This is a genomic window from Bacteroides sp. 1_1_30 (assembly GCF_020982715.1).
GTDB lineage: Bacteria > Bacteroidota > Bacteroidia > Bacteroidales > Bacteroidaceae > Bacteroides > Bacteroides xylanisolvens.
On sequence record NZ_JAJKHN010000045.1, the window covers coordinates 1 to 20,271 of the forward strand.

Genomic DNA, 20,271 nt, shown 5'->3' on the forward strand with positions numbered 1-20,271 from the left:
CGTGGGCTCGGAGATGTGTATAAGAGACAGTTTATGGATGGGCTAAAAATGGTTTTTCTAGAAATGGGTTATTCAGAGCATTATAAAAAGATGATGAAATTGAAATAATCACTGTAATGATTTGAAATAAACATTGAGAAGAAAAGAATAATCTATTAGCATCTTTTCATTAGCTTATAGCAAAATCAAATATCATTATAGCAAAAAGAATTATGCTTATAGCTAATGAAATATTGATCCTGGTGGAAGGGTAGGTGAAGAGTTAGCCCTTCACCCTGTATCTCCGATGAATAAAAAGTATCGGAGCAAGGTGAAGGGTGAATTGCTTATTAAAAAATACAAGAAAAAAGCCATTTGTTAAGTATTTCAGTTCCATTATGGTTATTATCAGGCACCGTAATTAATCTTAGCTTTCGTTTCCCCTTGTAGTAATATGGATAGAAAGGAAGCGATCATCATCGTCTGATTCTCCTTTTGGATCAGGATGTGAATTTCCCCCAATGGTTTATTCATTAAACCAATCTATCTTCTTTGAAAAATACATTACCATTGCAAGGATAATAAATAATCCCAAGCTGCCTGCCAGTAACGCAAAAGTTTCTAGCTGAATAAGAACAAATATATAAAGATAAAGTATACCTAATAGTCCGGACATGATTAATGACGGTTTCTTTTTCTTGGTGATTCCGAACATGTATCCGCCTACCAGTATAATAGTCAGTGCAGAAGATAACAAATAGGCAGGGTTGAAACCGATGTGTTCAGAGAAGGAGAGGAGCAGGCTGTAGAATAGGCAGAGTGCCAGTCCTACCAATAAATACTGCAAGGCATGAATGCGGGTCTTGTTCATGATTTCAGTGAAGAAGATAACTCCGAAAGTCAGTAGGATAATCAGAATGGCATACTTTGCGGAGCGCATGGACTGCTGGTACTGTTCCACCGGAATTTTGAAGTTTACACCAAAACTAGAGTTTTCAATATCCTTGATGTTCGAGGTGTTGTAGTCAGCCATCACCTGCGAGTAATTTCGGTTCAAGTTTAAGACTTGCCATTGTGCGGAAAATTCCTTCTCCGTAATATTCCGGTTGTTAGGCAGATAGTTCCCGGTGAAGCTCGGTGTATTCCAGTTGGCTTTCAGGTCTACACGGGTTGTTTTACCCAACGGGATAAAGTTGAGTGACTGTGAACCTTTCAGTTTGATTTTTATTTCGTATGGCAGTTTTTTGTTCTGCTTCAACTCCGACAAATTAGCGATCGCATGAACTCCGGTGTTAGCTATTCCTCTGTTGTCCATACCCGGCTCGAATATATAAACAGAATCTCCCAAGGTGATGCTGATTTGTTCGCTGATACCCCGCATATCGGTTAGGTTCAAGCAAATAGCCGCCCTGTCAAACTGCAACTGGTCCATGTCTATTCTGCTCTTTTTCAATTCTTCCGAACTGAATGACCCTTTCAATGTCAGTTCCGATTGATATACATTGACCTCATAGATACTTCTTTTCAGGATTTCGGTCTTCAGTTGTCCGTTGACCATAAGCTCGTCAGGAAAAAGTATCAGGTCTTTGATGGAAACCTTCTTCTCACCGTTGTTTTCAGTGACAACCGGATACTGGAGATTCAGATAAGGGCCAGTGATGGTCTGTGCAAGACTCCATTTTTCGCTTACCTCGTCGATAGCTTCTTCTTGGGTTCGTCCCCGTTCGGAAATAAGATTCTCAATCATAAACATGGGTATCATCAGGAGAAGGATTAATAATCCGATGATGACAACCTTGATTGTTTTGGAGAAACGGTGGAGGCATCCCATAGGTTGCTGCGCCTGTTGCTCATTTAAATTTTCATTGAAAGCGTCCATAAGCCAGTAGTGTTTTGATGAATTATTTATTTTGATTTTAGAAATTTCTCTAAGGCTTCAATATGCGATTTGAAAGCTTCTCTGCCTTGCGGGGTTGCCTGAAAAACAGTCCGTGGTTTTCGTCCGACAAAACTTTTGTTGCATACGATATATCCCAGTTCTTCCAGGGCACGGGTATGGCTGGCAAGATTGCCGTCGGTCAGAGAGAGCTGCTCTTTCAGAAAATTGAAATCAGCTTCCTCATTTACCATCAGAATAGCCATGATGCCCAGTCGGACCTTGCTTTCGAATGCTTTATTAATATATTGGAATGCTTCTATCATTTATGATCTCTTTCTTTCGTAGTGTAAATAGAACAATATACCATAGAGGATATGGAAACCGCCGAAACCGATGGTCCAAAACAATAATGAATGACCTTCCCAAAAACAGTCTACGACGCCCAAACAGATGAAAGCATAACCTAACCATATGATGCTGGAATAAGTAAACTTGGAAACGTTGACCAGTGCCAGCCCATAAAATAGAAGCATGACCGAAGCCAGGATGTCATAATACTCGTGCATAAGGATGGAAATACATAAAACACCTCCGGTCAGCATCGGAAGAGAGAAATTCCACAATGCCCGGTAAGTGAGGCGGCTGAAAAATTTTTGCCCTGTCTTCTTGGATTTGTAATAGGACAGGATGCAAGCAGTGACCGCAGCAGCTACCAATACGAGCGAGGCTATTATAGCCATCAATTCAAGGGCAACAATTAAATGAGTGCCCGGTGTAATAACTTGTGTGGCGATATATGCGCCAACTAATGCGTAAATGCCCGCCATGATTGCAGCGAGACCACTTAGAGAGATAAACTTTGAGGACTTTTCCATCAACTCTTTTATCTCATTTACCGATTCTAATGCTTTATCTTTATTCATATAAAAAGTACTTTGTGCTGCAAAGTAAAATAAAAGATTTCAGATGAACAAACTTTTTGCTTGAATATTTTGATAATAAAGAGTTCAATGGTATGATGAGGCTTTGATATGGTATTATACAAAAAAGAATTGCTGTCCCGTTCAACTTCTTGTTGAGTAGGGGATAGCAATTCTATGGTGTTAACGATATGTCTTTTAACTTCGTATAAGTTACTGTATCAAAAAAATAATTTACAAGGTTACGCCTGTTTTAAAGATAGCAATTTCGCGATAGCCTTTCTTTTCGTTGTTTACGAATTCACCGCTTGCTACTTTGATAATATAATCAATGAAACGTTCGCAAGTCTTTTCCATCGGTTCGTTTTCTACAATCACACCAGCGTTGAAGTCAATCCATCCCGGTTTGTTTTTAGCCAGCGTCGAGTTGGTGGAAATCTTCATGGTTGGAACAAAAGTACCGAAAGGAGTACCACGTCCGGTGGTGAAAAGTACCATGTGACATCCGCTTGCAGCAAGGGTGGTGGCTGCAACCAGATCATTGCCCGGAGCAGAAAGCAGATTAAGACCTTTTTTCTGTAAACGTTCGCCGTAAGGCATCACGCCGGATACATAGCTCTTTCCGCACTTCTGGGTACATCCCAGTGCTTTTTCTTCCAGGGTGGAGATACCGCCGGCTTTGTTTCCCGGAGAAGGATTTTCACCGACAGGCTCTCCGTGTGACAGGAAGTATTCTTTGAAGTCATTAATCAGATGGACGGTCTGTTCAAACAGTTCCTCGTTTTTGCAACGGTTCATTAGGATGGTTTCTGCACCGAACATTTCCGGTACTTCGGTCAATACGCTTGTACCTCCCTGTGCAATCAGGAAATCGGAGAACATACCCAATAGCGGGTTTGCTGTAATGCCGGAGAAACCATCGGAACCACCGCATTTCAATCCCACACGCAGTTCGGACAAAGGAACATCGGTGCGTTCGTCTTTAGAAGCCTTTGCATATAAATCACGCAGGATTTCCATTCCTTCTTCATACTCGTCACCTACCTTTTGAGTAACCATGAACTTCACGCGGTCTTCATCAAACTCGCCCAGAAACTCACGGAACACGTCCGGCTGGTTATTTTCGCATCCCAAGCCTACTACCAATACAGCGCCTGCATTGGGGTGAAGCACCATGTCACGAAGAATCTTTTTCGTATTTTCGTGGTCGTCACCAAGTTGTGAGCAACCGTAGTTGTGTGGGAAAGCGACAATGGCATCCACTCCCTTACCTTCGGTTTCGCGACGCAGTCCTTCAGCCAGTTGACCGATGATACCGTTTACGCAACCTACTGTCGGGATAATCCATATTTCGTTTCTTACCCCTACATCACCGTTTTTGCGACGATAACCTTTGAATGTAAGATCTTTATGAGGAATATCCAAAGAAACCTGAATCGGGTTGTAAGTGTAATCCAACAATCCGGCGAGGTTGGTTTTGATGTTCGTTTCGTTCATCCAGTCACCCTGTTTCTTTGCCATTCGTGCATGTCCGATAGGATAACCGTACTTGATTACATTTTCGCCTTCAGCAAAATTCTTCAATGCGAATTTATGTCCGGCAGGAATGTCTTCGTTCAATGTAATTTCAATGCCATCTACAGAAAGATGCTCTCCTGCCGGGAGGTTGACAATGGCAACGGCAACGTTGTCGGCAGGATTAATTCTTAAATACTTTGTTTCCATGTAATGTACTTGTAAAGTTGTACTTTGTTGTTATTTGCTATGGTAATAGTCTATTGTTTCTACCGTTAACAAGTCGATGGGCATATAGTTGATGCAGGTCACTTCTTTCTTGAAAATAAGGTGATCGCAAAGAGCTTTGATGCCATTGGCGCCTTGCAGTTCCGGTTGCTGGGCAATGAGGAAAGAGATGCTTCCTTCTTTCAGGCAGGTGACATTCCGTTCCAGAAGGTCATAACCTATCAGATTGAAATCTTTCTTTCCGCGACTTTGCAGGTATTCGCCGACGATATAGGCTTTAGAGTTGAATGTGATTCCGTTCTTCACTGTCGGGTAGGTACGGAAGAATTCATCCAGCATCTCATTGTCTTCGTCGTTGCGTTCGGCATGCAAGTCGAGCTCCAGTATAGTACAAGACGGATGATGTTCTTTCATGTACTGCCTGAAACCGATTTCTCTGTTCTCTTGCTGGTTAGAACCCACAATTCCTTCATGTATTTTGCGGAAAATAACGATTTCCTTTTCATCCCGTGCCAGTAACATCATCATTCTGGCAGCAAAATATCCGCTTTGGCGTGAGTTCTGACCGAAGAAGGCAAGAGGAGGAACGTCTTTGATATTGGAGTCTATATATATATAAGGTATATCCAATGCCTGCAACTGATCGGTGAAACCTTTCGTATATTGCGGAGCGGTAGGAGCTACCATCACTCCGTCCGGCTGTAAAGCCAGAATGGCTTCGCTGGCATTCTCGAATGAATGGTAGTCGTACGGATCGTAATAGTTGATTTTCACCGAAGTATTGAAATCCGAATAAGTGGCAATGGCTTCGTGGATACCGGTTTCTACCGCTGTCCAGTATTCGCCTTCCAGATGCTCCGGCAGCAGACAGATAAACGTATACTTCTTATTAGAAGCCAAAGCGCTGGCGTACATGTTGGGCTGGTAGTCAAGCTGCTTCAGAATTTCTTCTACGCGTTTCTTGCTGGCTTCCGACACTCCGCTACGTCCATGAATAACGCGGTCTACTGTTCCCACTGATACATCTGCCAGACGGGCGATGTCTTTGATTCTGATCCTTTCGGGCAATTTATTCATACGATAACCTTTATTTATATAGGTTTTTGTGCTCGCACACAATAATAATCTTAATATTTTCGATACAAATATATAACAATTTTTGTAATTACGAAAATTGTTGTATCTTTGTGCCCGCACACGAAAGGTATGTGGTGTTAGTCTTTTTATAGATTAATAGTCATGTTATCAGTGTATTAACCCCTAAAATAGGGCTGGAATGATAAATTGAAAGTTCATAATATTAATAACTTAGAATTTAAAACATAAGATTATGGGAAAGAAAGTCGTTACATTAGGCGAAATCATGCTTAGATTATCAACTCCGGGTAATACTCGTTTTGTTCAATCTGACTCTTTTGATGTAGTATATGGTGGTGGAGAAGCTAACGTTGCAGTGAGCTGTGCCAACTACGGACATGACGCCTATTTCGTAACTAAATTACCGAAACACGAAATTGGACAGTCTGCTGTTAACGCATTGCGTAAATATGGCGTAAAGACAGACTTTATTGCCCGTGGTGGCGACCGTGTAGGTATCTACTACTTGGAAACAGGTGCTTCTATGCGTCCTAGCAAAGTTATTTATGACCGTGCTCATTCTGCAATTGCTGAAGCTGACGCTACTGATTTCGACTTTGATGCTATCATGGAAGGTGCTGACTGGTTCCACTGGTCTGGTATCACTCCGGCTATTTCTGACAAGGCTGCCGAGTTGACTCGTCTGGCTTGTGAAGCTGCAAAACGTCACGGCGTAACTGTTTCTGTTGACTTGAACTTCCGTAAGAAACTGTGGACGAAAGAAAAAGCACAGTCTATCATGAAACCGTTGATGCAGTTTGTAGACGTATGTATCGGTAACGAAGAAGATGCAGAACTTTGCTTGGGCTTCAAACCGGATGCTGACGTTGAGGCTGGCCACACAGATGCTGAAGGCTATAAGGGTATCTTCCAGCAAATGATGAAAGAATTCGGATTCAAATATGTAGTTTCTACTTTGCGTGAATCTTTCTCTGCTACTCACAACGGTTGGAAAGCTATGATCTACAACGGAGAAGAATTCTATACTTCAAAACGTTATGATATCGATCCGATTATCGACCGTGTAGGTGGTGGTGACTCTTTCTCCGGCGGTATCATCCATGGTTTGATGACTAAACCTAATCAGGGTGCTGCTCTTGAATTCGCTGTTGCTGCATCTGCATTGAAACATACTATCAATGGTGACTTCAACCTTGTTTCTATAGAAGAAGTAGAAGCATTGGCTGGTGGTGACGCAAGCGGTCGCGTACAGAGATAAGCTTATTTACGATTGGACGATTTACTATTTACGATTTAATACTTTTGCGTAATGACAACTATTGAACTTAAAAATAGACTAAAGGAATTAGCAATACGTATTATTCGATTAGTAGATAAGTTGCCCAATACTCCTGCTGGTAGAGCTATCGGTAATCAAATCATTCGTTCGGGTACATCTCCTGCTGCCAATTATAGAGCTGCATGTTTAGGAAAATCAGATAAAGATTTTCTTAATAAATTGAAGATGGTGGAAGAAGAATTGGATGAGACTTTATATTGGCTAGAATTATTAATGGAAGTTCAATTGGTTAAATCAGAATTGTTAGTTGATTTATACAAAGAAAATGAGGAACTTTTAAAAATAATAGTTAGCTCGATAACCACTATGAAAGGCCGGATGAATAATAAATAGCAAAAGTATTAAATAGTAAATTGTAAATAATAAAATAGTAAATAATAAGATGGCAAAATTCGATAAAATAGCCGTATTGAATAAGATCGGCTCTACAGGAATGGTTCCTGTATTCTATCACAAAGATGCAGAAGTTGCAAAGAAAGTAGTAAAGGCTTGTTATGACGGTGGTGTTCGTGCTTTTGAATTCACAAACCGTGGTGACTTCGCACAGGAAGTATTTGCTGAAATCGTTAAGTTCGCAGCAAAAGAATGTCCTGAAATGGCAATCGGTATCGGTTCTATCGTTGATCCGGCTACTGCTGCTATGTACTTGCAGCTGGGTGCTAACTTCGTAGTAGGTCCGTTGTTTAATCCTGAAATTGCTAAGGTATGTAACCGTCGTTCGGTAGCTTATACTCCGGGATGCGGTTCTGTATCAGAAGTAGGTTTTGCGCAGGAAGTAGGTTGCGATCTTTGCAAAGTATTCCCGGGTGATGTTTACGGAACTAACTTCGTGAAAGGCTTGATGGCTCCGATGCCATGGTCTAAGCTGATGGTGACAGGTGGGGTAGAACCTACTAAAGAAAACCTGACTGCATGGATCAAAGCTGGTGTATTCTGCGTAGGTATGGGCTCTAAATTGTTCCCGAAAGATAAAGTGGCAGCAGAAGACTGGGCTTATGTAACTGCAAAATGTGAAGAAGCTCTCGGTTATATTGCCGAAGCTCGTAAATAAGATTAGAGAGCGAAAGCTGTCTATAATAAAAAGAGGTTGATGCGACAGCCTCTTTAAAATATGCCTCGAGGGTTAGTTAGTTTAGTTAGTATATGAGGCATATTTTCATTTTGTTTAAAGGTGTTTAAAGGGGATAAGCCATCGGGATGATTCATTCATTTCGGTGGCTTGTTTTTTCTGGAGGGGAGCCGTTACTATTGCCGAAAGTGGAATGGGGATGAACCAATCTCCCAATAAGATGTTTTTTAGGTAGTAGATGTAATAACAATATATAATATGGAATCTCATCATCACGAACATAATCATCAGTTGACATCGCTCAATAAGGCTTTTATTATAGGCATCACTCTGAATATTGCTTTTGTTATCGTAGAATTCGGAGTAGGGTTTTATTATAATTCTCTGGGATTGCTTTCTGATGCCGGGCATAACTTGGGTGATGTAGCCAGTCTGGTGCTTGCTATGTTGGCTTTCCGGTTGCAGAAAGTTCATCCCAATAGCCGTTACACGTATGGATATAAGAAGAGTACGATTCTTGTCTCTTTATTAAATGCAGTTATATTATTGGTTGCCGTGGGCATTATTATTGCCGAGAGTGTAGATAAATTCTTCCACCCGGTTTCCGTAGATGGTTCTGCCATCGCATGGACAGCCGGGGTGGGAGTGGTCATCAACGCACTGACTGCCTGGCTCTTTATGAAAGATAAAGATAAGGATCTGAATGTGAAAGGAGCTTATCTGCACATGGCAGCAGATGCATTGGTGTCTGTCGGTGTAGTTGTTTCCGGCATTATTATCACCTATACAGGATGGAGTATTATTGACCCGATTATCGGACTTGGCATTGCTGTTATCATTATTGTCTCTACTTGGGGATTGCTTCACGATAGCCTTCGGTTGTCGTTGGATGGAGTACCGGTGGAGATAGACGCTCAAAAGATACAGCAACTTATCATGGAACAACCCGGCGTGGAGAATTGCCATCACCTGCATATCTGGGCGTTAAGCACAACGGAAACCGCTTTGACTGCCCATATTGTTATTGACAATATCACACAGTTGGAAGAAGTGAAACAGCATATAAAGGAAGCACTTGAAGAGGCAGGTATTCATCATGCCACTTTGGAGTTTGAAGACGAAAGGACTACTTGCTGCAAGGAATGTTGTGAGGATTAAATAAAATCCGTACCTTCGCGCCCTTAAACTAACTAACCTTTATTTTTTATGTTTACTGACTTATTGCATTCCTCTTATTTTTCCCTTTTCCTGATTGTCGCATTGGGATTTATGCTGGGAAGAATTAAAATTAAGGGGTTATCTCTCGATGTGTCGGCAGTTATTTTCATTGCCCTTCTTTTCGGGCATTTTGGTGTTATCATTCCTAAAGAATTAGGAAATTTCGGCTTGGTGCTCTTCATTTTTACCATCGGTATTCAGGCAGGGCCCGGATTCTTCGATTCTTTCCGTAGCAAAGGAAAGACGCTTATTCTCATCACTATGCTTATTATTTGTTCCGCCTGTCTTACTGCAGTCGGACTGAAATATGCATTTGATATCGATACACCGAGTGTTGTCGGTCTGATTGCCGGAGCGCTGACTAGTACGCCGGGTTTGGCTGTTGCCATCGACAGTACCAATTCTCCTCTGGCATCCATTGCTTACGGTATCGCATATCCGTTTGGAGTGATCGGCGTGATTCTGTTTGTCAAGCTGTTGCCTAAAATCATGCGGGTGGATTTAGATAAAGAAGCCCGTCGCCTGGAGATAGAACGTCGCGGACAATTCCCGGAATTGACTACTTGTATTTATCGCGTCACTAATGCGAATGTGTTCGATCGCAGCTTGGTGCAAATTAATGCGCGTGGTATGACAGGTGCTGTCATTTCACGTCTGAAACACAATGATGAAATATCCATTCCTACCGCCCATACGGTGTTGCATGAAGGAGACTACATACAAGCCGTAGGCAGCGAAGAGTCACTGGATCAACTGGCTGTGTTGGTAGGCAATAGAGAAGAAGGTGAACTGCCTTTGGATAAAACACAGGAAATAGAGTCTTTGTTGTTGACTAAAAAAGACATGATAAACAAACAACTGGGTGATTTGAACTTACAGAAAAACTTTGGTTGTACAGTGACTCGTGTTCGTCGAAGCGGTATTGATTTATCTCCGTCTCCCGATCTAGCCTTGAAGTTTGGTGATAAACTGATGGTAGTCGGTGAGAAAGAGGGACTTAAAGGAGTAGCCCGCCTGTTGGGAAATAATGCGAAGAAACTATCTGATACGGACTTTTTCCCCATTGCAATGGGTATTGTATTGGGCGTGTTATTCGGCAAAATAAATATCTCTTTCTCTGATAGCCTGTCATTCTCACCGGGACTGACCGGGGGAGTTTTGATGGTAGCTCTTGTGTTGAGTGCGATAGGTAAGACAGGACCCATTATCTGGTCTATGTCCGGACCTGCCAATCAGTTGTTGCGCCAGTTAGGTCTGCTTCTTTTCCTTGCCGAAGTGGGAACTTCTGCCGGTAAGAATCTGGTAGCTACCTTCCAGGAAAGCGGATTATTGATGTTCGGAGTAGGAGCCGCCATCACATTGGTGCCAATGCTTGTTGCAGCCATTGTCGGACATTTCGTATTTAAAATCAGTCTGCTCGATTTGCTGGGAACTATTACAGGAGGGATGACAAGTACTCCGGGACTCGCTGCTGCCGACTCGATGGTGGATAGCAATATTCCGAGCGTAGCTTACGCAACTGTTTATCCGATTGCCATGGTATTCTTAATTCTGTTTATTCAAGTAATAGCCTCGGCTGTATATTAACAGAATTTCATATAATAATTGATTGTTAAATAAATAGTTCGTATCTTTGCCGCCTCAAAGAAAAAAATGAGGTGAAACGATTGTTATTGAATATTACACGCTACTTCTTGCCGATACTGTTTGTATCGTATCTGGTAAGCTTTACATTCTTTGCCCACGTGCATGTGGTCAATGGCGTGACAATCGTCCATTCACACCCGTTTAAGAAAGGGGCGGCACATGAACATTCTACAGTCGAACTACAGCTGATTCATTGTCTGTCTCACTTAACGGCAGACGGTGCGGCTGTTGTTTTTGCTCTTTCCCTTTTTATTCCTTTCTTATTATGCTTGTTGCCCGGACGTTCGCAACACACTCACTATCACTGTCCGTATCATGGGGTAGTGGGACTTAGGGCACCCCCGGTTATTCGTTTCTCTATTCTTTAAATGATGATACCGTACCTTGCATGAGGTACGGGCATTATCTGTCTATCCATGTAAATACTTATCGAAAACGAATAACAAACGAAAAATGAAGAATTACATCTTTTCGCTTGTCTGCTTGTGCTGCACATTGTTGCCTGCCCTCGAAGGACAAGCTCATGAATATCCTAATCATCCCGAATTACGTAAGTCAGATGCCAATATCGTTGGCCATATTCTTGATAAAAATACAAAAGAGCATTTACCCTATATTACAGTCGCCTTGAAAGGTACGACCATCGGAACTGTGACCGATGCTACCGGGCATTATTTTTTGAAGAATCTTCCCGAAGGTAATTTTGTGCTGGAGGTCAGTTCGGTGGGATATAAAACCGTCAGACGGAATGTGACGCTGAAGAAAGGGCGTACATTGGAAGAAGATTTCGAGATAGAAGAAGATGCGGTTGCTTTGGATGGCGTAGTCGTATCTGCCAATCGTAATGAAACCACCCGCCGTCTGGCTCCGACACTGGTGAATGTAGTAGATTTGAAAATCTTTGAGAATACCAATTCTACGACTTTGGCGCAAGGCTTGAGCTTTCAGCCGGGTGTTCGTGTAGAGTCCAATTGTCAGAATTGCGGTTTCCAGCAAGTGCGTATCAATGGACTGGATGGCCCTTATACGCAAATCCTGCTCGATTCCCGTCCCATTTTTAGTGCGCTTTCCGGTGTGTATGGTATCGAACAGATTCCTGCCAGCATGATAGAACGTGTGGAAGTGATGCGTGGAGGCGGCTCGGCACTGTTCGGCTCATCTGCCATTGCCGGTACAATCAATATCATCACCAAAGAACCGATGCGCAACTCTGGTATGTTATCTCATACGATTACGGGAATTGGCGATGGCGACGTTTTCGACAACAGTACGGCATTGAATGCGTCTCTCGTGACGGACGACCAGCGTGCAGGTCTGTATATCTTCGGTCAGAACCGCCACCGTTCTGCGTATGACCATGACGGCGACGGATATTCCGAAATACCCAAATTGCACGGTCAGACAATTGGTTTCCGTTCGTTCCTGAAAACAACGACTTATTCGAAACTTACTTTTGAATATCACCACATGGAAGAATTCCGCAGGGGAGGAGACTTATTGAACCGCCCGCCTCATGAAGCGAATGTGGCGGAGCAGACCGAACACTCAATCAATGGCGGAGGACTGAAGTTCGATTATTTCTCCCCTAACGAGAACCATCGTTTCAATGTGTTTGCATCTGCACAGCATATCAATCGCGACAGCTATTATGGTCCAGGTGACAGAGACCCTTTGGATGCTTACGGAAACACCACTGACTTGAACTGGATGGCAGGCTCACAGTATGTCTACAGCTTCGGCAAATGCATCTTCATGCCTTCCGACCTGACTGCCGGAATAGAGTTCAATCAGGACAAACTGGAAGATAACATGTGGGGATACAACCGCACGGTAGACCAGAAAGTGAATATCGGTAGTGCTTTCCTTCAGAACGAATGGAAAAATGATCATTGGGGATTCCTGATTGGCGGCCGTTTGGATAAGCATAATCTGATTGACCATGTGATATTCAGTCCGCGTGCCAACTTGCGTTATAATCCGACAGAAAACATCAATCTTCGTTTTAGTTACTCATCCGGCTTCCGTGCTCCGCAGGCTTTCGACGAAGATTTGCATGTGGAAAATGTAGGCGGTAATGTAGCGATGGTTGAATTGGCGGATAATCTGAAAGAAGAAAGATCACAGAGCTTGAGTGCTTCGGCAGATATTTATCATCGTTTTGGTGCGTTTCAGGTTAACTTCCTGGTAGAAGGATTCTATACAAAGTTGTCGGATGTTTTTGCCCTTACCGACGGAGAGGTAGTGGATGGAATTCTGACACGTACCCGTCACAATGCATCAGGAGCGCAAGTTCTGGGATTGACACTGGAAGGAAAGATGGCTTACCTGAATAAAATCCAAGTTCAGGCGGGAGTCACTCTGCAACAGAGCCATTACAGCAAACCGCACATCTGGAACAAAGAAGCTCCGGCGGTGAAGAAAATGATGCGTACGCCAAATACTTACGGCTATTTTACAGCAACCTACACCCCGATAAAACCGTTATCTATCGCTCTTTCCGGTACCTATACCGGTTCGATGCTGGTTCCCCACGAGCCGGTTCCGGGATTCCTTGAAAATCCGATAACGGTGAATACCAAAGACTTTTTCGATATCGGTTTGAAAGCTGCTTATGACTTCAAACTTTACAAGTCGATGAACCTCCAGTTGAATGCCGGCATACAGAATATTTTCAATGCCTATCAGGACGACTTCGATAAAGGAGCTGACCGTGACTCCGGCTATATCTATGGTCCGTCACTTCCGAGAAGCTTCTTTGCCGGGGTGAAGATCAGTTATTAAGATTCGGTTAAGATTTAAAATCGTTATAAATAGGGATTGTTTTGCATGGAGACAATCCTTATCTTTGCAAAAAAACAAACTAAACCCTGACTTTACTGCACAGAATAGATGTGCAAGATTACCGGATGAAACAATTGTACCTACATATAATGAAGTGGTTTTTGCCTGTACTGTTTATCTCGTACATGGCAGGAATCACTTTATTTAATCACTCCCATGTAGTAAACGGGGTAACGATTGTCCATTTGCATCCATTTAAAAAAGGCAGTGAACATAGCCATACGACGGTTGAATTCCAACTCATTCACCTGTTGAATCATGTATTGGTGACAGACAGCGGATTAATACCTACATTCGCGGTCGCTGCTTTATCTCTATTATGTATCCTGTTTATCCGCCCGCAAGTTGAGCCATATCACCGTTCTTGTCCGGGCGTCATATCTCTTAGAGCACCTCCTGTCGCTTAGTCTATCTTTTCGGGAACAGTATTCATCAGTTAGGAACAACGATTAATGATCGCTGCTTCCCTTTCCCTTATTATTATTTTTGATTTTAAACATTAAAAGACTAACGACAATGAAGAAATATCTTTTAGTCCTGGCCGGCCTGTATTGTGTCCTGTCATACGCATTGGCTGAACATCCGGACTACCCTGAACTGAAAAAATCCGATGCGAACATCATAGGCCATGTACTGGATAAGAAAACGAAAGAGCACCTTCCTTACATCACCATTGCACTGAAAGGAACAACGATAGGAACCGTGACCGACGCTACCGGACATTATTTTTTGAAGAATTTGCCGGAAGGTAACTTTATACTGGAGGTTAGCTCGGTCGGCTACAAGACCGTGACCCGCAACGTGACTCTGAAAAAAGGAAAGACACTGGAAGAGGATTTTGAAATAGAAGAGGACGCGATTGCTTTGGATGGGGTAGTGGTTTCCGCCAACCGCAGTGAAACGACGCGCCGTTTGGCTCCTACTTTGGTAAATGTCGTCGATCTGAAGCTATTTGAAACGACTAACTCTTCCACTTTATCGCAAGGGCTGAACTTTCAGCCCGGTGTACGTGTAGAGACAAACTGCCAGAATTGTGGTTTCCAGCAAGTCCGCATCAATGGACTGGACGGACCGTATACGCAGATTTTGATAGATTCCCGTCCCGTATTCAGTGCCCTTTCCGGAGTGTATGGCCTGGAACAGATTCCCGCCAGCATGATTGAACGCGTAGAAGTGATGCGTGGGGGAGGTTCCGCCTTGTTCGGCTCTTCGGCCATTGCAGGAACCATCAATATAATCACCAAAGAGCCTTTGCGCAATTCCGGCCAGCTGTCGCACACCCTTACTGCTTTAGGGGGCGGCTCCTCATTCGATAACAATACCTCCCTGAATGCTTCATTAGTGACGGACGATCATCGTGCCGGACTGTATATCTTTGGTCAGAACCGTCACCGGTCCGGATATGATTATGACGGAGACGGATTCACCGAACTACCTAAATTGAAGAATCAGACAGTGGGCTTCCGCTCTTATCTGAAAACAAGCACTTACTCCAAACTAACCTTCGAATATCACCACATGCAGGAATTCCGTCGGGGAGGGGATATGTTGGACCGTCCTCCTCACGAAGCCCATATTGCAGAGCAGTTGCAACATTCGATTGATGGTGGAAGTTTGAAGTTCGATTATTTCTCGCCAGATGAAAAGAACCGTCTAAGTATCTTTGCGTCAGCCGCCAATACAGATCGGGACAGTTATTACGGACCGGGTAACGATCCTCTGAAAGCCTATGGAAAAACAACGGATTTAACCGCTATGGGCGGCGCGCAGTATGTACATACGTTTGATAAGTGTTTTTTTATGCCTTCTGACCTCACGGCAGGACTTGAATATAACCGTGATCGTCTGAAAGATAATATGTGGGGATATGACCGCCACACGGATCAGACGGTAAATATTTACAGTGCTTTTCTGCAGAACGAGTGGAAGAACGACCGTTGGGGCATTCTGATCGGTGGTCGTCTGGATAAGCATAACATGGTAGATAATGTCATCTTTAGCCCCCGTGCCAACTTGCGTTTCAACCCGACACAGAATATAAACCTGCGTTTGAGCTATTCATCCGGATTCCGTGCTCCGCAGGCTTTTGATGAAGATATGCATATTGAAAATGTGGGCGGAACAGTGGCAATGATTGAGCGTGCGAAGAACTTGAAAGAAGAGAAATCCCAAAGTTTCAGTGCGTCCGCAGATATGTATCACCGTTTCGGAGTATTCCAGACGAATTTCTTGATCGAGGGCTTTTATACAAGACTGACAGATGTCTTCGTGTTGGGCGAACCTTATGACCGTGGCGATGGGATATTGGTAAAACCACGCAGTAACGGTCCCGGCGCGAAAGTGATGGGGCTAACGCTGGAGGGCAAAGTGGCTTATCTTTCCATCCTGCAAATACAAGCGGGACTCACTTTGCAACGCAGCCGATACGATGAACCTCATAAATGGCATGACGACGCACCGGCAGAAAAGAAAATTTTCCGTACTCCCGATACATATGGTTACTTCACAGCTACTTATACTCCCATCAAACCTTTATCCATTGCCCTGTCAGGAACTTATACCGGGAGAATGTTAGTGCAACGCATGGATATCACCGCCGAGAACGCCGAACTGGGCGCAATGCCCGAACGAAAGGCGGAAGCCATCCGTACACCCCGTTTCTTCGATTTGGGAGTGAAACTGGCTTATGACTTCAAGCTATACAAAACAGTCGATTTGCAACTAAACGGCGGAGTTCAGAACCTCTTTGAGTCTTATCAGAAGGACTTTGATAGAGGAGCTAATCGGGATTCCGGCTATATTTACGGGCCTTCTCTGCCGAGAAGTTTCTTTGCCGGAGTGAAGATTAGCTATTAGGTTGTTTCTATACGATTTTGCAGACTTGTCGAGTTTTACAGGGTGTAACTAGTCGGTTTCTCGTCAAGATTCATTAACTTTGTCGGGAAAATAAATGCTAAGCAATGGATATACCGGCTTTACACACACTAACAAACGGCATTATTATCGGAATATGTCTGTCTATATCTTTCGGTCTTGTCTGCTTCAAGCAGATGGCGCACGCCATTAATCCCAAATACAGGCGTGCATGCCATTTCTTCATCGCTGCTTCTCTCATTATCGCTGCCGGTCATTTGGCGGAGTTGCTGGTTGACGGGTTCGGCGTATACCGGTCGTTGGACTTATTCTCAATATTGGTGTTGGTGCTTGCTTCTTCGCAGGCGTTGATGTTCACGTTTATGTTGATATTGCTGTTCGACAGCAGATACGTCACTTTTGCCAATGTGATGAAGCATGCGGCGCCTTCGCTCGTTTTCATTCTGCTGTATGTGGTGAGTTGCTGCATTGAAGCGGACGTCTGTGTATATTCTTTAGCAGAATGGCGTGCGTGTGTCGTTCACAATCTCCCGTTGGCAGTGCGGACCTTGTTCGGTGTCACCTATACCGTACAACTGTTCGTTTACGTCCGCCTCTTTTTCCGTAAAAAACACCGCTACATCACGCATTTAAAAGAATTGACCGGAGAGTGTATCTCAAAACTGGAACTCCGGTGGACGATGCGCGCTTTCCTTTATGCGTTGAGTATCGGCATTGGCGCATGGGTTTTACTTGTCTGTCCGGGACCGATACCCGAGTTTAGTTTCAGTTTCCTTATCGTGGTTTTCTATCCTGCTTTTGCATGGCTGTACACTAACTATCATTACACTTACGAGATGCTACGCCGTTTTATCGTCGAACAGGATGGAAAACTGTCCCAACCACCGCTCGAAGCCGATATGGGCGACCTCATCTGTTACCTGCAATCCGGCGATAGCAACCACTTGTTTGAAGAGCTCGAAGCCTATCTGCAGAAAGAACAACCGTACCTCGACTACAACTTCAAGCGTGACGACCTGATTAAAGCTCTTGGCACAAACGAGCGTAATCTCTCCGCCGCTGTGGGGCGTGCCACAGGACTGACCTTGCAAAATTATCTTCTCCGCCTGCGCATCCGTCATGCCATGGACTTGCTCCTGCTTCCGGACTACGCGAACCACACAATCGAAGACATTGCCGGAGCGTCGGGCTTCAAGGCAATGCGCACCTTCAACCGCAATTTCCGCGAATTGGTAAAAATGACTCCTACTGAGTTCCGCCAACAAAAGTCTGTACTTTAAAGGAGAAGGCGATACTCTTTTATCATCAAATGCTGTTGTTTCCATCAATGCATAGGTAGAAGTTTCTCCGAACAATGGAATTTCCGGCAATCCTGCAAGATTTGCAGGATTTTGGCTATACAATGCAGGATTTTGGCTATACCTTTTCGTTGTTGCATATTATTTTTGTCCGAAAAGAGAACACGATTTATTCACCCTTTTAGAAAGACAAAAGACGTATGAAACAACTAAGAATCTTTTTCCTCTGCCTTATGGCAGCAACGTTGGCAACCGCCTGTGGCGACGACAACAATGACGACAACTCCGTGCCCGTAGAGAGCATCACCCTCAATCATGAGACTCTGACCCTGAAATCGGGAGCGACCGAAACGCTGGTTCCCACCATTGTCCCCGACCGGGTGACTGCCGAATCCGTAGTATGGAGCAGTGACAAAACTTCCGTAGCCACCGTAAGTAAAGACGGACTGGTGACCGCCGTAGCTGAAGGAACAGCTACCATCACCGCCACCGCACGCGAAAAGTCCGCCACCTGCCTTGTGACGGTCAGCAACAAGACGCTTGTCACTACCGCAGCCGAACTGAAAACCGCTATTGAAACGGCAGACGGCACTGCGGATGCACCAACACAAATCATCCTCGGTGGAAGTTTTGAGGTTGCTGCGGATGCAGAGCATTTTGCCTTTTCAATAGACGGCAAACACATTGCTATTGACGACGGAAATAATCCTATCAGCGGCGATAATTATAGTATTTCCCGTACCGCTAGCGACAAAAGCCTTTTTGAGCTTACAAACGGCGCGTCATTGAAGCTGACCAACCTCAACATTTATGGAAATGCTGATGCCCATTTAGCTGAAGTCGCCTGCATATTTGTTAGGGCGTCTTGCAAACTAACGCTGGGTAACGGCTTCGAACTATATTCCGGCAATGGGAATGATAATGACCAGCTAATTGGTATCTCTGTCGGTGATAATGCCACGCTCATTATGGAAGGCGATGCTGAAATCTCCAAAAGCATAAAGGGGCAGGAAGTGCTTGTTGCCCCTACAGGAATACTGCAACTGAAAGGCGGAAAAATAAAAGCAAGGGAGGAGGGAACGTATGGGAGTGAACGGAGCCTCTGTCTGCAAGCTGCGATTAATGGCAATCAAGTGACCATCCCCACCGTTACGGTTGAAAACGAACTTCCGGCGGATTCTGATTTTAAATTAGATCTATATGATTACTTGTTGAGTCGTTCCACTGTCCGGCCAGGAGCCGAAACCGTTGTTAAGGGAACCGACAGCTACACCTTGACTGACAGTGATCTTATGAAGTTCCATCTGATGACTAATACTACTGGGGGCATGACATATGACAGTTATCTCGAACTTTATCTGGACGGTAATGCTATCAAGATACGTGCGAAATGACAAGCAGCACAGAACGTAACTAATAAATAGATATTCACTTTCCTTAAAACAATCATTATCATGGCAACAAACGAAAAAATCACGCTCAATGTTGACCTTTACGACAACATCATGACCGAGCAAAAAGGCGACTACACCGGACGCGCACGCATCACAGGCAGTCTGCACAACAAAGAAATCGCAGCACGCATCATCAAGGAGCGTACCGAGTACCGGCAGGAAACCATCGAGAACATCCTCGACCTTGCCGACCAGAAGAAGGTGGAAGCCATCGCCGAAGGGAAGAGCGTGGTAGACGGTGTGGGACAGTACATCGTCACCGTACGCGGTTCGTTCCTCGGGGAGAACGCCCAGTTTGACGCCACGAAGCACTCGCTCGGTGTGTCCTACACACCGGGACAACTGCTGCGCGACCAGCTCAAAGCCGTAAAAGTAATCTGCAACGGGCTGGCACAGACGGGGCCGGTCATCAACTCCATCACCGACTCCGTGACGAAGAGTATCAGCCAGGTCATCACTTCCGGCGGTCCTGCCGTTATCAGCGGAAGCAACATTAAAATCCTCGGTGACGACCCTTCGGTCGGCATCTATCTCACCAAAGACGAAGAGGGAGCCGTCCCGTTGAAAGTGTCCGTCATCGTTCACAACGCACCGTCACAACTCACCATCATGCTACCTGCCATAGAAGCCGGAAAGCTCTATGCGCTAAGCATCACGACACAATATAGCGGAAGCAACAAGGCATTGAAAACGCCACGCTCTTACCGTTTCCCGATTCTGCTGGGTGACGAAAACGCGGGTGGTGGCGGTGGCGGTGGCGAAGCGCCCGACCCTGAAATCCCCGGAGGAGGTGAAGCCCCCGACCCGGCTGCATAAAGAAGCAGGTCACGAATGAGGACGGACAGTCCGGCTGCAGACAGCGCATCCGCCCTCATGGCAAACAAAAAAGCGGCAGCCTTTCATAATTTACCC

General features: G+C 44.4%; 18 protein-coding genes. 12 read left to right on the top strand and 6 right to left on the bottom strand.

Annotation, left to right across the window (positions count from 1 at the left end):
* Positions 1 to 387: 387 nt before the first annotated feature.
* From LPH68_RS26630 to LPH68_RS14345, 6 genes are all read right to left on the bottom strand, one after another.
* Positions 388 to 513, bottom strand: coding sequence for a hypothetical protein (locus tag LPH68_RS26630; protein ID WP_008019746.1), 126 nt, complete (start codon positions 511 to 513; stop codon positions 388 to 390).
* Complete coding sequence (gene creD, locus LPH68_RS14325; protein WP_015530935.1) at positions 506 to 1,858, bottom strand: cell envelope integrity protein CreD; 1,353 nt, start codon at positions 1,856 to 1,858, stop codon at positions 506 to 508. Before creD ends, LPH68_RS26630 begins: the two co-directional genes overlap by 8 nt.
* A 26-nt stretch (positions 1,859 to 1,884) precedes the next feature.
* Positions 1,885 to 2,181 (bottom strand): transcriptional regulator, encoded by a 297-nt coding sequence (locus tag LPH68_RS14330; protein WP_004313179.1) that lies wholly within the window; start codon positions 2,179 to 2,181, stop codon positions 1,885 to 1,887.
* Positions 2,182 to 2,781 (bottom strand): hypothetical protein, encoded by a 600-nt coding sequence (locus LPH68_RS14335; RefSeq protein ID WP_004313178.1) that lies wholly within the window; start codon positions 2,779 to 2,781, stop codon positions 2,182 to 2,184.
* A gap of 231 nt (positions 2,782 to 3,012) precedes the next feature.
* A complete protein-coding gene (locus LPH68_RS14340) occupies positions 3,013 to 4,503 on the bottom strand; it encodes a UxaA family hydrolase (protein WP_004303833.1) in 1,491 nt (496 codons plus the stop codon).
* A gap of 30 nt (positions 4,504 to 4,533) precedes the next feature.
* On the bottom strand, positions 4,534 to 5,598 hold the full coding sequence (locus LPH68_RS14345) for a LacI family DNA-binding transcriptional regulator (RefSeq protein WP_004303832.1): 1,065 nt from the start codon (positions 5,596 to 5,598) through the stop codon (positions 4,534 to 4,536).
* A 253-nt stretch (positions 5,599 to 5,851) separates the two neighbouring features.
* Between LPH68_RS14345 and LPH68_RS14350 the strand changes: the two genes are divergently transcribed.
* From LPH68_RS14350 to LPH68_RS14405, 12 genes are all read left to right on the top strand, one after another.
* Entirely contained in the window at positions 5,852 to 6,877 is a 1,026-nt protein-coding gene (locus tag LPH68_RS14350) for a sugar kinase (protein WP_015530936.1), read from the top strand.
* A gap of 51 nt (positions 6,878 to 6,928) precedes the next feature.
* The gene (locus LPH68_RS14355) at positions 6,929 to 7,291 is read left to right on the top strand and encodes a four helix bundle protein (protein ID WP_009040469.1); all 363 of its coding nucleotides are present in this window, start codon (positions 6,929 to 6,931) and stop codon (positions 7,289 to 7,291) included.
* 49 nt (positions 7,292 to 7,340) lie between these two features.
* Positions 7,341 to 8,009, top strand: coding sequence for a bifunctional 4-hydroxy-2-oxoglutarate aldolase/2-dehydro-3-deoxy-phosphogluconate aldolase (locus LPH68_RS14360; protein ID WP_004300153.1), 669 nt, complete (start codon positions 7,341 to 7,343; stop codon positions 8,007 to 8,009).
* Between the two features lie 276 nt (positions 8,010 to 8,285).
* Positions 8,286 to 9,185, top strand: a complete 900-nt coding sequence (locus tag LPH68_RS14365) for a cation diffusion facilitator family transporter (RefSeq protein WP_015530937.1) — start codon at positions 8,286 to 8,288, stop codon at positions 9,183 to 9,185.
* Positions 9,186 to 9,233: 48 nt separating this feature from the next.
* Positions 9,234 to 10,832, top strand: a complete 1,599-nt coding sequence (locus tag LPH68_RS14370) for an aspartate:alanine exchanger family transporter (RefSeq protein ID WP_009040471.1) — start codon at positions 9,234 to 9,236, stop codon at positions 10,830 to 10,832.
* 71 nt (positions 10,833 to 10,903) lie between these two features.
* Entirely contained in the window at positions 10,904 to 11,260 is a 357-nt protein-coding gene (locus tag LPH68_RS14375; RefSeq protein WP_032851504.1) for a hypothetical protein, read from the top strand.
* An 85-nt stretch (positions 11,261 to 11,345) separates the two neighbouring features.
* On the top strand, positions 11,346 to 13,673 hold the full coding sequence (locus LPH68_RS14380; RefSeq protein ID WP_009040473.1) for a TonB-dependent receptor: 2,328 nt from the start codon (positions 11,346 to 11,348) through the stop codon (positions 13,671 to 13,673).
* A gap of 125 nt (positions 13,674 to 13,798) precedes the next feature.
* The gene (locus LPH68_RS14385; RefSeq protein WP_370638801.1) at positions 13,799 to 14,140 is read left to right on the top strand and encodes a hypothetical protein; all 342 of its coding nucleotides are present in this window, start codon (positions 13,799 to 13,801) and stop codon (positions 14,138 to 14,140) included.
* A gap of 109 nt (positions 14,141 to 14,249) precedes the next feature.
* Positions 14,250 to 16,589: a TonB-dependent receptor gene (locus LPH68_RS14390; protein WP_008022917.1), complete on the top strand. Its 2,340-nt coding sequence runs from the start codon at positions 14,250 to 14,252 to the stop codon at positions 16,587 to 16,589.
* A 104-nt stretch (positions 16,590 to 16,693) separates the two neighbouring features.
* Positions 16,694 to 17,887 (top strand): helix-turn-helix domain-containing protein, encoded by a 1,194-nt coding sequence (locus LPH68_RS14395; RefSeq protein ID WP_008022915.1) that lies wholly within the window; start codon positions 16,694 to 16,696, stop codon positions 17,885 to 17,887.
* A 218-nt stretch (positions 17,888 to 18,105) separates the two neighbouring features.
* On the top strand, positions 18,106 to 19,299 hold the full coding sequence (locus LPH68_RS14400; protein ID WP_008640656.1) for an Ig-like domain-containing protein: 1,194 nt from the start codon (positions 18,106 to 18,108) through the stop codon (positions 19,297 to 19,299).
* Positions 19,300 to 19,359: 60 nt separating this feature from the next.
* The gene (locus LPH68_RS14405) at positions 19,360 to 20,175 is read left to right on the top strand and encodes a DNA-binding domain-containing protein (protein ID WP_004312541.1); all 816 of its coding nucleotides are present in this window, start codon (positions 19,360 to 19,362) and stop codon (positions 20,173 to 20,175) included.
* The last annotated feature ends 96 nt before the right edge of the window (positions 20,176 to 20,271 follow it).

Coding starts and splice junctions, on each gene's coding strand:
- LPH68_RS26630 (WP_008019746.1), bottom strand. CDS start 513: ATGAATAAACCATTGGGGGAAATTCACATCCTGATCCAAAAGGAGAAT.
- creD (WP_015530935.1), bottom strand. CDS start 1,858: ATGGACGCTTTCAATGAAAATTTAAATGAGCAACAGGCGCAGCAACCT.
- LPH68_RS14330 (WP_004313179.1), bottom strand. CDS start 2,181: ATGATAGAAGCATTCCAATATATTAATAAAGCATTCGAAAGCAAGGTC.
- LPH68_RS14335 (WP_004313178.1), bottom strand. CDS start 2,781: ATGAATAAAGATAAAGCATTAGAATCGGTAAATGAGATAAAAGAGTTG.
- LPH68_RS14340 (WP_004303833.1), bottom strand. CDS start 4,503: ATGGAAACAAAGTATTTAAGAATTAATCCTGCCGACAACGTTGCCGTT.
- LPH68_RS14345 (WP_004303832.1), bottom strand. CDS start 5,598: ATGAATAAATTGCCCGAAAGGATCAGAATCAAAGACATCGCCCGTCTG.
- LPH68_RS14350 (WP_015530936.1), top strand. CDS start 5,852: ATGGGAAAGAAAGTCGTTACATTAGGCGAAATCATGCTTAGATTATCA.
- LPH68_RS14355 (WP_009040469.1), top strand. CDS start 6,929: ATGACAACTATTGAACTTAAAAATAGACTAAAGGAATTAGCAATACGT.
- LPH68_RS14360 (WP_004300153.1), top strand. CDS start 7,341: ATGGCAAAATTCGATAAAATAGCCGTATTGAATAAGATCGGCTCTACA.
- LPH68_RS14365 (WP_015530937.1), top strand. CDS start 8,286: ATGGAATCTCATCATCACGAACATAATCATCAGTTGACATCGCTCAAT.
- LPH68_RS14370 (WP_009040471.1), top strand. CDS start 9,234: ATGTTTACTGACTTATTGCATTCCTCTTATTTTTCCCTTTTCCTGATT.
- LPH68_RS14380 (WP_009040473.1), top strand. CDS start 11,346: ATGAAGAATTACATCTTTTCGCTTGTCTGCTTGTGCTGCACATTGTTG.
- LPH68_RS14385 (WP_370638801.1), top strand. CDS start 13,799: ATGAAACAATTGTACCTACATATAATGAAGTGGTTTTTGCCTGTACTG.
- LPH68_RS14390 (WP_008022917.1), top strand. CDS start 14,250: ATGAAGAAATATCTTTTAGTCCTGGCCGGCCTGTATTGTGTCCTGTCA.
- LPH68_RS14395 (WP_008022915.1), top strand. CDS start 16,694: ATGGATATACCGGCTTTACACACACTAACAAACGGCATTATTATCGGA.
- LPH68_RS14400 (WP_008640656.1), top strand. CDS start 18,106: ATGAAACAACTAAGAATCTTTTTCCTCTGCCTTATGGCAGCAACGTTG.
- LPH68_RS14405 (WP_004312541.1), top strand. CDS start 19,360: ATGGCAACAAACGAAAAAATCACGCTCAATGTTGACCTTTACGACAAC.